General features: G+C 57.4%; 13 protein-coding genes. 8 read left to right on the top strand and 5 right to left on the bottom strand.

Annotated elements, in window-relative coordinates:
* Positions 1-28: 28 nt before the first annotated feature.
* Positions 29-1,117, bottom strand: coding sequence for an oxidoreductase (locus AAIG26_RS04900; RefSeq protein WP_343180105.1), 1,089 nt, complete (start codon positions 1,115-1,117; stop codon positions 29-31).
* A gap of 162 nt (positions 1,118-1,279) precedes the next feature.
* Here AAIG26_RS04900 and AAIG26_RS04895 point away from each other — a divergent pair, with 162 nt between their 5' ends.
* From AAIG26_RS04895 to AAIG26_RS04880, 4 genes are read left to right on the top strand one after another with little or no spacing between them, the layout of a single operon-like run.
* On the top strand, positions 1,280-2,782 hold the full coding sequence (locus AAIG26_RS04895) for a sugar ABC transporter ATP-binding protein (RefSeq protein WP_343180104.1): 1,503 nt from the start codon (positions 1,280-1,282) through the stop codon (positions 2,780-2,782).
* Positions 2,779-3,774 carry an ABC transporter permease gene (locus AAIG26_RS04890; RefSeq protein WP_045508856.1) on the top strand — a complete coding sequence of 332 codons (996 nt, stop codon included), beginning with the start codon at positions 2,779-2,781 and terminating at the stop codon, positions 3,772-3,774. Before AAIG26_RS04895 ends, AAIG26_RS04890 begins: the two co-directional genes overlap by 4 nt.
* Positions 3,775-3,792: 18 nt before the next feature.
* Positions 3,793-4,857: a sugar ABC transporter substrate-binding protein gene (locus tag AAIG26_RS04885; protein WP_020456950.1), complete on the top strand. Its 1,065-nt coding sequence runs from the start codon at positions 3,793-3,795 to the stop codon at positions 4,855-4,857.
* Positions 4,858-4,866: 9 nt separating this feature from the next.
* On the top strand, positions 4,867-6,111 hold the full coding sequence (locus AAIG26_RS04880) for an LVIVD repeat-containing protein (protein WP_343180103.1): 1,245 nt from the start codon (positions 4,867-4,869) through the stop codon (positions 6,109-6,111).
* A gap of 36 nt (positions 6,112-6,147) precedes the next feature.
* Here the strand turns inward: AAIG26_RS04880 and mtnK are convergent, their stop codons facing one another.
* Positions 6,148-7,347 carry an S-methyl-5-thioribose kinase gene (gene mtnK, locus AAIG26_RS04875; protein ID WP_343180102.1) on the bottom strand — a complete coding sequence of 400 codons (1,200 nt, stop codon included), beginning with the start codon at positions 7,345-7,347 and terminating at the stop codon, positions 6,148-6,150.
* Between the two features lie 101 nt (positions 7,348-7,448).
* Here mtnK and mtnA point away from each other — a divergent pair, with 101 nt between their 5' ends.
* Positions 7,449-8,471, top strand: a complete 1,023-nt coding sequence (gene mtnA / locus AAIG26_RS04870) for an S-methyl-5-thioribose-1-phosphate isomerase (RefSeq protein ID WP_343180101.1) — start codon at positions 7,449-7,451, stop codon at positions 8,469-8,471.
* Between the two features lie 75 nt (positions 8,472-8,546).
* On the opposite strand, the gene AAIG26_RS04865 is transcribed toward mtnA, so the two are convergent.
* Complete coding sequence (locus tag AAIG26_RS04865) at positions 8,547-9,116, bottom strand: hypothetical protein (protein ID WP_343180100.1); 570 nt, start codon at positions 9,114-9,116, stop codon at positions 8,547-8,549.
* 91 nt (positions 9,117-9,207) lie between these two features.
* Entirely contained in the window at positions 9,208-9,633 is a 426-nt protein-coding gene (locus AAIG26_RS04860) for a hypothetical protein (RefSeq protein ID WP_045508868.1), read from the bottom strand.
* A 217-nt stretch (positions 9,634-9,850) separates the two neighbouring features.
* Here AAIG26_RS04860 and AAIG26_RS04855 point away from each other — a divergent pair, with 217 nt between their 5' ends.
* Genes AAIG26_RS04855 through AAIG26_RS04845 form a run of 3 tightly spaced genes read left to right on the top strand, consistent with a single transcriptional unit; the run spans position 9,851 to position 12,833 of the window.
* Complete coding sequence (locus tag AAIG26_RS04855) at positions 9,851-10,969, top strand: ABC transporter substrate-binding protein (RefSeq protein WP_343180098.1); 1,119 nt, start codon at positions 9,851-9,853, stop codon at positions 10,967-10,969.
* Between the two features lie 50 nt (positions 10,970-11,019).
* Positions 11,020-12,048: an iron ABC transporter permease gene (locus AAIG26_RS04850; RefSeq protein WP_343180340.1), complete on the top strand. Its 1,029-nt coding sequence runs from the start codon at positions 11,020-11,022 to the stop codon at positions 12,046-12,048.
* Entirely contained in the window at positions 12,045-12,833 is a 789-nt protein-coding gene (locus AAIG26_RS04845; RefSeq protein WP_269231475.1) for an ABC transporter ATP-binding protein, read from the top strand. Before AAIG26_RS04850 ends, AAIG26_RS04845 begins: the two co-directional genes overlap by 4 nt.
* A gap of 44 nt (positions 12,834-12,877) precedes the next feature.
* Here the strand turns inward: AAIG26_RS04845 and AAIG26_RS04840 are convergent, their stop codons facing one another.
* Entirely contained in the window at positions 12,878-13,357 is a 480-nt protein-coding gene (locus AAIG26_RS04840) for a tetratricopeptide repeat protein (RefSeq protein WP_343180096.1), read from the bottom strand.
* Between the last annotated feature and the right edge of the window lie 52 nt (positions 13,358-13,409).

Raw genomic sequence — 13,409 nt, 5'->3', positions numbered from 1 at the left:
ACCGGCGGCATTACGCAAAGAAGGGCGATTAGCGCGACAGCGCTTCCACTTTTTCAAACGCCGCGCGCAGCGTATCGGCAGAGAGTTCCACCGGCAGGTAGTGAATCGACTCCACCGGGCGCAGAGTGTGAGCAATCACTTTATCCAGCTCCGCGCGGTTATTAATGTCCACGTCCAGTGCTACCAGCGAGGTCGGCAAGTTGAAACGCTGATAGGCGTTAATCAACTGTGCCAGCACATCGTCCTCGCCGAGCAGGGCGCTCTGCACCAGAATGCCATACGCTACTTTGGTGCCGTGCAGGAATTTCTCCGTTTGCGGCAACACGGTTAAACCGTTGTGCACCGCGTGTGCGGCGGCAACGCGGGTGTAACGCTCGCCCAGCCCGCCGACCATCCCACCCCCGGCAATAATCGCATCCACCACATCGCGAAATGCCTGCGTCACCTCGCCGCGCTGCTGGTCAGCAAGAGCTTGTTCACTGCTCTGTAGCAACACATCGCGGATCGCCAGTGCGCCGTTTAGCCCCAGACGTACGGTGAGCGGCAGCTTTTCTGGTTGTGGTGCCAGCACTACCGCTTCGTACCACTTCGCCAGCGTATCGCCGATGCCTGCCAGCAGATATTCCGCAGGCGCATTAAGGATGATTTGCGGTTCAACCAGCACCAGAAAATTGGCGTCGTCGAAAATTTCAAAGTGCAGCGCCTGACCAGCGTCGCTATACCACACCGACAGTGGCGTCCACGCCGCACAGGTGGCGGCGATGGTCGGAATGGCGACCACCGGTAAACCAAGACGGCGCGCCACCGCTTTGGCGGTATCCAGCAAGGCGCCGCCGCCAAGCCCAATCACCACCGCGCGATCGTCGCCCGCCTGCTGCGCCAGTTCGTTCACGTCGTGCTCGCTACAGTGGCCTTTAAACAAAATGTGTTTCGCGCCCGGCGTGTTAAACCCTTGCGGCAAAAACGCTTTTGCCCCGGCAAAGGCGCGCTCGCCATAGATCCATACCGCGCGCGCCAGTTGTTCTTCGCTGAAGAAATCATGCAACCGCGCGAGGCTACCGGCGTGGGAAAAGTAGTTGGCCGGGCCGGGTACGACGCGGATATCAGTGCTGCTCATGTGTTGTGTCCTTGTGCGTGATCGCTAACCTGATGTTATGTCTGGACATCCGGATGGCTAATAATATTTAGCTTTATCTTATGCATTTTCTGTCGTTGCCAGTCAAGCGAGGCTGTGAAAAATTCGTTAAATCAACCTATTAATTGCAGGAACAGCGTGCGAATGAGCAGCAACCACCTCGAAATGCGCGGCATAAGCCTGGCCTTTGGCGGCTTTAAGGCGCTGTCGCATGTCAATTTCTCCCTGCGCGGCGGTTCGGTGCATGCCTTAACCGGCGCGAACGGCGCGGGGAAATCGACGCTGATGGCGGTGCTGTGCGGCACATACGACCATTACGAAGGCGAAATCGCCATCAATAACCAGGCGGTGTCGATTCGCACCCCACGCGATGCCAAACAGCTGGGCATTCATCTGGTGCAGCAGGAAGTGGATGTTGCGCTGATCCCGGGTTTGAGCATTGCCGAGAACATCATGCTCGATAAGCTGGCGGAAGGCGGACATCGTTTCCGCTGGGGCGAGATCCGAAAATCGGCGCGCGAGGCGCTGGCGCAACTCGATGTAATGTTTGATGTAAAACGTTCGATCGATAGCTGCACGCTGGCGGAGAAGCAGCAGATCCTGCTGGCGCGCGCGCTTTCGCACCACTGCCGTTTTTTAATTCTCGATGAACCCACCGCGCCGCTCGACCAGCATGAAAGTGAGCGCTTGTTCACCGTGGTCAAACGCCTGCAACAGCAGGGCATTGGCGTGGTGTTTATCTCGCACCGCATCCACGAACTGAACGCGATTTGCGACACCTTAACGGTGCTGCGCGACGGCAAACTGATTGAATCCGGCCCGATGCATGCCCTGAGCGGCGAAGCGATTGTCGAGAAGATGCTCGGTCATGAGTTGAGCGACATCTATCCGCCGGCCCGTCCACCGCACAGTGATGAAGTGCTGCTAAGCATTGACGGTTTGCATGACGAGGGGCTGCTGAAAGATATCTCGCTGCGCCTGCGTAAAGGGGAAATTCTGGGCATTGCTGGTCTGGCGGGTGCGGGGAAAACCGAGCTGTGTAAGGCGCTGTTCGGTGCGAGTAAAAGCCGAATCAGCCGTGGCGAGCTGAATAACCAACCGTGGCGGCCGCGCGATCCAGCCGATTCCGTGATGCGCGGGCTGGCGCTGGTGCCGGAAGAGCGGCGCAAAGAGGGCATTTTTATTGATGAGCCGGTGAGCATGAATTTGTCCATTAGCGCGGATAACAGTTTCTCGCGCTGGGGCTTTTTTGCGCATCGCCAGGCCTGGCGCTGGGCGCAGGAAGTGATTGCCCGCGTTGGCGTGCGCACTACCGGGCCGGGGCAGACGCTGCGCCGTCTTTCCGGCGGCAACCAGCAAAAAGTGGCGATTGGTAAATGGCTGCGCGGTCACGCCAATGTGGTGATTTTCGATGAGCCGACCAAAGGCGTGGACGTGAAAGCGAAAACCGACCTGTTCCAGTTGATTGATGGCCTGGCGTGCGAAGGCAAAGGGGTGATTTACGCCTCGGGTGAATTCGCCGAACTGGTGGGGTTGTGTGACCGGATTTGTGTGCTGTGGGATGGGCGCATTGTTGCGGAAGTGCAGGGCGAGGATGCCCGCGAAGAGACGCTTCTTTATTATTCCACCGGAGGAACGGCGCCGTGAGTAAGGCCCTTTCAGTCAATGCGGCGGCGACGCCCCGCCAGCAGTTTTTTGATTTTCTCTATAAATGGGGCATGTTGCTTACCGTGGTCGCGCTTGTCGCCATCTTTGGCGTGGCGTCGGACAACTTCCTCGATCCCTTCAACATCATCAACATTTTGCGATCCATCGCCATCGTCACGGTGATTGCGATTGGTGTCTCTATTTCGCTGACCATCGGCGGGTTTGATCTGTCGGTCGGTTCCACCGCCTCACTGGCGAATGCGCTGGTGATTTCGTTGTTTGTCTGGCACGGCGTTGGTACCACCGAAGCCATCATTATCACGCTGGCACTGTGTACGCTGGTGGGCTTGTTCAACGCCTTTTTAATTGTGGTGCTGCGCATTCCCGACATGCTGGCGACGCTTGGCAGCCTGTTTGTGATTCAGGGTGTGGCAATGACCTACAGCTATGGCGGTTCGATTACCGAAAACATGGTGCTGCCGAGCGGCGATATGGCGGAGGGCACCATTCCGGCGGCGTTTGGTCTGCTCGGCCAGGTGCCGACCATTGTGATCATTATGCTGGTGGTGACGGTTGTCGCGCAGTTGGGTTTGTCGCTGACCACCCACGGTCGTCGCATGTATGCCATTGGCGGCAACCCGGAAGCGGCGCGCCTGTCCGGCATTCGTACCACGCGCTACAAAGTGGCGGCATATGTTATCGCCTCGCTGTTGGCGGGGCTGGGCGGCATTCTGCTGGCGTCACGCATTGGCTCTTCGCAGGTCAACGCCGGTGGCGGTTATTTGATGGATGCGGTGGCGGCGGCGTGGATCGGTTTCTCGCTCGCCGGTTCCGGCAAACCGAATGCGCTCGGCACGCTGGTGGGGGCGGTTATTCTCGGTGTGCTGCAAAACGGGCTGGTGATGCTGTCGGTGCCCTATTACGCGATGGACATTATTAAGGGGCTGGTGCTGGCCGGTGCCCTTGCGTTGACTTACTTCCAGCGTCGTTAATTCTTCAGGGGAAAACAGATGAAAAAAATTGCACTCTCACTGCTGGCGCTGGGCTTACTGAGCGCGCTGCCAGGCCATGCTACTACACCTGCGCCGGTGCCGGACGCCATTGCTAATCACCACGGCCCGATACGCATTGCGCTTATCCGCAACCTGGGTTCAGACGATAACACCACCCAGTTTGTCTCCGGCGCGTTGCAGGAAGGTAAAAAACTCGGTTTTAAAATCAGCACCTTTTTGAGCAACGGTGATGACGCCAAATTCCAGGACTTCGTTAACCAGGCGATCAGCCAGAAATATGACGGCATTATTCTGTCGCAGGGGCGCGATCCGTACTCCACCGATCTGATTAAAAAAGCGGTCGCAGCGGGCATCAAAGTGGCGGTGTTTGATACCGCTGTTAACGGTGAAATTCCGGGCGTGACGGTGACGCAGCAGGATGACGCCTCGCTGACCAAACTCTCCTTTGGCGAGCTGGTGAAAGATTTCAACGGCAAAGCCAACATTATCAAGCTGTGGGTCGCCGGTTTCCCGCCGATGGAGCGCCGCCAGGCCGCCTACGCCGAGTTGCTGAAAGCCAATCCAGGCATTAAAGAGCTGGAGTCGATTGGCGCGGTCTCTTCCGATGTGCAGGGCGACACGGCCAACAAAGTGGGCGCGGTGCTGGCGAAATACCCGAAAGGGCAGATTGATGCAATCTGGGGCACCTGGGATGCCTTCAGCCAGGGCGCGTATAAAGCGCTGAAAGAGAACGGTCGCACCGAGATCAAACTCTACAGCATCGACGTTTCCAACCAGGATCTGCAACTGATGCGCGAGTCGGGCAGCCCGTGGAAAGTAAGCGTGGCGGTGGATCCGAAACTGATTGGTGCCACCAATGTGCGCCTCATCGCCAATAAAATTGCCGGTGAACAGACCCCTGCCACCTACGATTTTAAAGCCGCTGCCATTCCGCAAGCGCTGCTGGCAAGCCAGCCGGGCGCGGTGAATGTGGCGTCGCTCGGCAAAATCATTCCGGGCTGGGGTCAGACGGAAGATTTTATCGCGCCGTGGTTCGCCACGCTGGAAGCGAAAAACAAGTAAGGAACGGACATGGCGAGTGAATTACCGCGTCCTGAATACAGCCGCAATATGCGGCTGATTGGTCACAGCGACCAGGGCGGTCGCCCGGACGGTGTGCAACTGATGGTGCACCGTGGCTTTGCCTATATCGGGCATATGGTGTCGCAGGGGTTTTCGATAGTGGATGTGCGCGACCCGAAAAACCCGAAAGCCGCCGGTTACGTCCCGGCCCCGCCGGGCACCTGGAATGTGCATCTGCAAGCCCATGACGATCTGCTTTTAGTAATCAACGCCCGCGATCTGTTCGCCGATGCGCGCTTTGCCGATGAAAAGGTTTACTACACCCGCTCGGTCGGCGAGACGGTCAGCGATGTGCAGGACAAAGGCTGGAGCGCCGGGCTGCGCATTTTTGATATCTCCACGCCCGATAAACCGCGCGAAATCAGCTTTCTGTCGCTCAACGGCATCGGCATTCACCGTATCTGGTATGTGGGCGGGCGCTGGGCGTATGTCTCGGCGCTGATCGACGGCTTTACCGACTATATTTTCCTGACCATCGATCTGGCCGATCCGCGTAAACCGCAGGTTGCCGGGCGCTGGTGGCTGCCGGGAATGAACCAGGCCGCAGGGGAAACGCCAGCGTGGTCGGAAGGCAAACGCTATGCGCTACACCACGCGATTATCGCCGGGGATACGGCGTACGGTAGCTGGCGCGACGGCGGGTTAACGCTACTGGATGTGAAAGACAGAACCCAGCCGAAGCTGATCAGCCACCGCAACTGGAGTCCGCCGTTTGGCGGCGGCACGCACACCGCGCTACCGCTACCGGACCGGGACTTGCTGGTGGTGCTGGATGAAGCGGTGCTCGACAATCAGGAAGATGGCGAGAAGCTGATCTGGTTGTTTGATATTCGTGAGCCGTCAAATCCGGTAAGTATCTCGACGTTCCCGCAGCCGGACGAAACCGATTATGTGGCGAAAGGGGCGCATTTCGGGCCGCACAACCTGCACGAAAATCGCCCTGGCAGCTTTATCAGCTCGACGCTGATTTTCGCCACTTACCAGAACGCGGGCGTGCGGGCTTACGATATTTCTAACCCGTATCGCCCGGTGGAAACCGGCGCGCTGGTGCCTGCCGCGCCAGCGAAGATGATGGATACGCGGCCTGCACGCCCGCGCGTGATCCAGTCTTGCGATGTGTTTGTTGATGTGAACGGCATTATCTACAGCACCGATTACAACGGCGGGTTGTCGATAATCGAGTATCTCGGGTAGTGAGGTTCTCTCCCCCGACAGGGGGAGAGGGCTGCGTTAGCTGTACTGACGCACTCGGGCAATCAGCTCATCGACGTTATCAATGCGCTCGGCGATGACAATCAGCGCTTTACCGAGCGTGATGGCGTGGCGCAGGCAGGCGTGGCGCATCTCTTCATCGTTGATGGTGTCGATATCGGCGACGTGTGAAAGCCCAACGCTGCGGCGAATCAGCTCCGTGCCGCAAAAACCGATTGCGTCGGTCCACACTTTTTTCAGGAAGGCGCTGGCGTAGCCCGGTTGTGCTAGTGCCGCGTCGCGGGTTTTCTCTCGCGCCAGCGCCTGGAAGCGCTCGGCAAAGGTGGTCCACAGGGTTTGAATATCGGTCAGACGCTGTTCACGCGCGCTGGCCGCATCGCGAATGCCCAGATGCCCTGGTAAACCGCAGTAGTTGAGCAGCAGGTTGCCGATGGCGGTGCCGATATCAAAACCGATGGGGCCAAAGTAACCAAACTCGGCGTCAATCGCCTTCAGGCTACCGTCGGCGACAAAAATCGAGCCGCTGTGAATATCGCCGTGCAGCAGTGCTTCGGCGTGAGAAAAGAAGCGGTGCTTTAACGCCGCCACCGCCAGTTTCAGTTGCGCGTCATCGCGCAGGGCGGCGACCTCCGTTTCCAGCGCAGCCGGGTAGTTGTTGCGCTCATGAACCTGGTAGGGATCGTTGAAGAACAGATCTTCAGTGATTTCGCACATTTCCGGGTTAATGAACTGTGCGACCTGCGCTTTTTTGTCATGCGGATGGAGGTAAAAATCACTGGTGTGAAACAGCACCTGCGCCAGGTATTCGCCCAGTTGCGCAGCCGCTTGCGGGTAAAACACATTGTTAATGAGCTCGCCGCGCCAGATTTTATGATCGGAGAGATCTTCCATCACCATCACCGCCAGTTGCGGGTCGAAGTGGTGGATTTTTACCGTATGCTGCGGGCTGTGCTGGTAATGTTCGACCAGCGTTTGCGCTTCCAGCCGGGCGCGATCAAGCGTTAACGGCCAGGATTCACCCACGCAGCGCACATAGGGCAGCGCCTGTTTGACAATAATGCGGCTCACGCCCTGGGTATCGAAAATTTTGAACACCAGATTGAGGTTACCGTCGCCCACCTCCTGTGCGTCCACCAGTTCGGACGGGTTGTCCAGGCCGCCAAATTGTTGTGCATACGCCACGGCATCGCGGGCGGAGAAGGTACGGTATTGCGACATTGCCTCGATCCTCTTTTGCTAATAAAGCCATTTAGACGTCTATACATCCGGAATTCATCCTGACACAATACGCTACAACAACGCAACAGGGATTTAACGCAATGCAGCCATTACAGACCACCAGCCTGCGAGTCGCCGACAATCAATTATTTATTCTCGACCAACAGGCCTTACCGCAGCAGAAACAGTGGCTACCGGCCAGCACGGTAGAGGATCTTGTCGGCCATATTCATGCCCTACGGGTGCGTGGCGCGCCGTTGATTGGCCTTTCTGCCAGCTTATTGCTGGCGCTGCTGGCAGAACAGGGCGCAAACCGCGACCAACTGGCGCAGGCGCTGGAAACGTTGCGCGCGGCGCGCCCGACGGCGGTGAACCTGATGAATAACCTTGATCGCATGAAACAGGCGCTCACGCAGGAGCATTTTGTGGCGGCGTTAACCGCCGAAGCGCTGCGGCTTGTCGAAGAAGATAAACAGTTGTGCGACAACATTGCCGAAGCGGGCAGCGCGCTGGTGCAAGCTGGCAGCCGACTGCTGACCCACTGCAACACCGGTGGGCTGGCGACAGCGGGCGTCGGCACCGCGCTGGGTGTCATTGCGCGGGCGCATCAGCAGGAAAAAATTACCCATGTGTGGGTGGATGAAACCCGCCCATTATTACAGGGCGGGCGGCTAACGGCCTGGGAACTGGGCGAGCTGGGGGTGCCGTATCAGTTAATTACTGATTCCATGGCCGCCAGCCTGATGGCGAAAGGGCAGGTGGATGCGGTATGGGTTGGCGCCGATCGCATTGCCGCCAATGGCGATGTGGCGAACAAAATCGGCACCTATTCGCTGGCGGTACTGGCGAAATTCCACAACGTCCCGTTTTATGTGGCTGCGCCGCAAACCACGCTCGACCCGCACTGCCCGAATGGCGATGCCATTCCCATTGAGCAGCGCGCTGCCGCGGAAGTGACCGGGGTGGCCGGGAGTTTTGGCGCAGTGAACTGGGCGCCGGAAAATGCGCGGGTTTACAACCCGGCATTTGATGTCACACCAGCGGCGCTCATCAGCGGCTGGGTACTCGACAGCGGCGTGGTGACACCTGCTGATGTGGCGAACGGGATCTTCCAGCCACGCTAATTACCAACGTACCGGCTTAACACCGCTGTTTGCTTGCCAGACGGCGGTAACTCTCTATGCGGGAAACGGCGCCGATCACACGCACGGCCCGGTGGCGCAGCCGTAAATCATAATCAGTGGAAACGCCGGGATCAGTAGGGGCGCCGTCCACGAGACATGCTGTTTGGTGGTGTCGTTAATCGTGACGGTCACCGGTTTTTCCAGCGTACGGGTATCAGGGCCGTACGGGTGTTGCAGAATGTAGACCACGTCACCCTGCGCTCTGAAGGTCACCGCCAGCTTTTTATTCGGCTCAATAATGTTTGCCCCGTAGTGATAACGCAGGCGCTCAATTTGCGCGGCACTGAGCCCGGAGATATCAACGAGCGCTTTGTACTCAGCCGTCACCTTTTTATCTTTCACCACAAAGTTCACGGCAACGCCGGGAACATGGCTGGCAAACTCCTGATAAAACTCAGCGTACCGGGCGTAGGCATCAGCATGCGGATCGTTACGGATGAAGTTGTAGGCGTAATGGTCGGAATAGGCGGTGATGCGATCCTGGCGCACTTCAAGCGCGGTGATGTTGTCCCATTCTGGCATTGGCGACGTCGTCGCGCAGCCCGAAAGCAACACGATAACTATCAACATAATGAATTTTTGCATGATGACCTCCCTGTATGCCGCAGCGGCGCTGGCAGCATACACGCCTTGCGGCGTGTCACAAAGGGAGGCTACTGGATTGGGTAGGGGAAATTCAGGTCGCCGGGTGCAGCAAAATCACATCCTTATCAATGGTGCTGGCCTGGCTTTGCGGCGTACTGGCGTTTTTGTCATAGCGCGGCGGGGTGATCACCGGGTAGACAAAACTGCCCAGCTCGCTGCACTGTTCAGGCGCATTCGCGCCAGCATAAAAAAGATAGTACTGACCGGAATCCGGGAAAAAGGCTAAGTTGTCGCCGTTACCAAACGTGGTGCTCCAGAACGGGACGCCCGCTTTGGTTTTGCTGCGCTCTTTGCCCGCCGCGACCTGAAAATGGTCGCTCCACTTCATGGTTATCAGGTTGTAGTCAAAAAAAGAGACCGTCAGGTTGCCGCGTGTCGGGCAGTGAAGTCGGACGGCATCATCCGCCCGCACGCTGGAGATAAAGGTACAAAGGAATAAAAACAGGGCGTATTTCATCAACCGTTTCCGCAGGTTTTTGGCAAAGCACGAAGGTAATCCATCGCGGCGGTGAAAATCCGTAAGAAACGATGTCAGCAAAAGAGAAAACGAATCAGGATGTTAACGCGGGGTTGCGGTCAGCCTATTTTTTGATGTTGTATATGTTTCGTTTATTTAGACATGATAATAATTATCAAAATCATTAATATCTGACTATCTGCAGGGTTGTTTTTTTATGCAAGGGAAATCAATCTTTACATTCGTGCTCTCCGCTTTACTCGCTGTTCCCATGCTGGCGCACGCCACGCAATATCCGCTCACCGTAACCGATTTCGATGGCCGCAAAGTGACCATTGAACACGAACCGCAACGCATTATTTTGCAGGACGGGCGCGACATCATGACGATGGCGCTGCTGGATCGCGACAATCCGTTTAAACGGCTGGTGGCGTGGAATAATCTGGCGAAAAAACAGGACATTGCCACCTGGGAAATGCTGAAAACCCAGTGGCCGGAAGCGACCCGCATTATGGACATGGGCTTTAGCGATAAAGGCAATGTTGATCTGGAAAGCGTGCTGGCGAAACAGCCGGATCTGATGATTGCGCAGTTGCGCGCGAAACCGGCGCTGGCCGATAGCGGCGTGCTGGCTAAACTGACCACGCTGCACATTCCGGTGCTGTTTGTTGATTACGAAGTGAACCCGGCAAAAGACACCGCGCCGAGTATCGATCTGCTGGGTAAAGTGATTAACCGCGAAAGCAACGCGGCGGCGTACACCGCCTATTATCGCCAGCAATTAGCAGCGATTGAGCAGAAAACCGCCGCCATCAACCCGAAACCGAAGGTATTCGTCGAAGCGCTGGCCGGTAACGCGGATAGCTGCTGCTTTACCCACGGGCACAGCGGTTGGGGCGGGCTGGTTGAAGCGGTCGGCGCGAAGAACCTTGGCTCTGAGCTGCTACCGGGAGCAACCGGGTTTATCTCGCTTGAAAAACTCATCAGCGCCAACCCGGATGTCTATATCATGACCGGCTCTAAACGGGGTAACAGCCAGGTACTGCCGCTCGGGCTGAACGTCTCACAAGATGAGGTCAATAAACAGGCGCAGGTGCTGCTGCAACGCACCGGTGTCGCGCAGATCCCGGCGGTCAGTGCAAAACGTGTGTATGGCGTTTACCACCACTTCTACAATCATCCGTACAACATTGTCGGCATGGAATATCTGGCGAAAGATATCTATCCGCAGGCGTTTGCGGATTTGAACCCGGATGCGACCTACCATCACATCATCAAAAACTTCACCAAACTGCCGGATAACAACTTCGTGTATAGCTGGCAGCAGGGCAAATGAGTACCACGCTGGAAACAAACGAGCAGAGGCAGGAAACGGCTGCGGACAGCCTGATGCTCAATTACCGCGTGATCCTTCGCCGCCGCGTCAGTTTGCTGGCGCTGCTGGTGGTGTTCATTGCCGCCTCAATGCTGCTGGATTTCACCCTCGGCCCCTCTGGTTTGCCGCTGGATACGCTGTGGCAAACGCTGGTTGACCCGGCGAGCGCCGATGCCGGAACGCGGGTGATTGTCTGGGATATCCGCATGCCGTACGCGCTGATGGCGATCATTGTTGGGCTCACGCTGGGTCTGGCGGGTGCGGAGATGCAAACCATCCTGAATAACCCGTTAGCCAGCCCATTTACGCTGGGTGTGTCGTCGGCGGCGGCGTTTGGCGCGGCGCTGGCGATTGTACTTGGTATCGGTATTCCCGGCGTACCAGGGCAGTGGTTTATCTCGGTGAACGCGTTTCTTTTTGCGCTGCTGGCGGCGCTGTTGCTGGACGGTATTACCCGCTGGACGCAGGTGGCGACCTCCGGCGTGGTGCTGTTCGGTATCGCGCTGGTGTTTACCTTCAACGCGCTGGTGTCGATGCTGCAATTTATCGCCAACGAAGACACGCTGCAGGGGCTGGTGTTCTGGACCATGGGCAGCATTGCCCGCGCGTCGTGGGAGAAACTTGGCATTTTGCTACTGGCGCTGGCGGTGATCATGCCGCTGTCGATGCTCAGTTCATGGAAACTGACGTCGCTGCGCCTTGGCGAAGATCGGGCGATAAGTTTTGGCATTAACGTGCGTCGCCTGCGGCTGGCGACGCTTTTGCGCATCAGTATTTTGTCAGCGCTGTCGGTAGCGTTTGTCGGCCCGATTGGTTTTATCGGCCTGGTCGCTCCGCATATCGCCCGCATGTTGTTTGGCGAGGATCACCGTTTTTATCTGCCGGGTAGCGCGTTGATTGGCGCGCTGGTGTTATCGCTGGCTTCTATCGTTTCCAAAAACCTGATCGACGGGGTAATTATTCCGGTGGGCATTGTCACCTCGCTGGTTGGCGTGCCGTTCTTTATCACCATCATTGTGCGCCACCGGGGGAGTGTATGAGCCAGAGCGGCCTGAGCCTGCGCGGTTTTGGCGCGGGGTATCACAAGCGACAGATTATTCGCGATCTCAATATTTCTCATTTGCCGCGCGGCAAAGTGACAATTCTGCTTGGGCCAAACGGCAGCGGCAAATCGACGCTGCTGCGGGCAATGGCCGGGCTGAACAAAGCAGAAGGGGAATTGTTGCTGGATGGCGAAGACCTGCTCAGCCAGCCGTTTGCAAAACGCGCCGAGCAGGTCGTCTATCTGCCGCAATCGCTGCCAGCGGGCGTTCATCTGCATGTGCTGGAGTCGATTATCGTCGCACAACGTGCTTCCGGCGGCTTACACAGCGCGGCAAAGCAGGCGGAAGTGATGTCGCTCCTGCGCCAGCTCGGTATCGAGCATCTGGCGCTGCACTACCTCGACCAGCTCTCCGGCGGGCAGAAACAGTTAGTCGGGCTGGCGCAATCGCTGATCCGCCAGCCTTCACTGTTGTTGCTCGATGAACCACTCAGCGCGCTGGATCTCAACTACCAGTTCCACGTGATGGATCTGGTGAAGCGGGAAACGCGCAGCCGCAATATCGTCACCGTGGTGGTGGTGCACGATATCAATATCGCGCTGCGCCACGGCGACCATGTGCTGATCCTCAAACAAGGCGAGTTAGTGGCGAACGGTGTACCTGGCGAGGTGATAACGCCGGAAAGTCTGGCGCAGGTCTACGGTGTGCGCGGGCGTGTGGAACCCTGCTCGCAAGGGATGAAGCAGGTGATCATTGACGGTTTAACCCAGCAGGCAAGCTAGTCCCAGCGCGCCGTCCACTGCGGCAAACGGCACCGCTACACCGGTCACCAGCGTTGATGCGGGTGCTGCGCGTAATGCTGCAGCACGGCTTTATAGGGTTCGGTGCGGGCGTCGGGATGCTGAATAATCGACGCCAGCAGCACGGCAATGGCGTTGTCGTGTTCGCCAAGATTGTGCAGACACAAAGCATAAAATGGCCGCACTTCGGTGGCCTGCGGCCAGCTTGCCATGATCTCTTCAAACAAGCTTTTCGCCTGTGCGTATTTGCCAAGACAGCGCCACGTTGACGCCAGCCCAAACTGCGCTTCGAACTTATCTTCACCGCTTAATCCGGCCGCAAGCGCCGCCAGGTAATGAGGCTCGGCGTCGCGCTCTTTGCCTTCGTTATCATACGACCAGGCGATATTGAGCAACGCCTGCGCACGTAGCGCGGGCTCTTCTGCCAGCGCTTGCAGCGCCTGACGGCTTTTATCGTGTTGACCCTGTTTGCGCAGCGCAATCGCTGCCTGCAATCTGCTATCCATCGTTTTCATCCATTAAGCGTGTCTGAACGTTATAAAGCAGGCGACAGGCAGC

This window comes from Kosakonia sp. PSU_27, assembly GCF_039409795.1.
Lineage (GTDB): Bacteria > Pseudomonadota > Gammaproteobacteria > Enterobacterales > Enterobacteriaceae > Kosakonia.
This window is presented reverse-complemented; position numbering and strand designations above follow the sequence as displayed.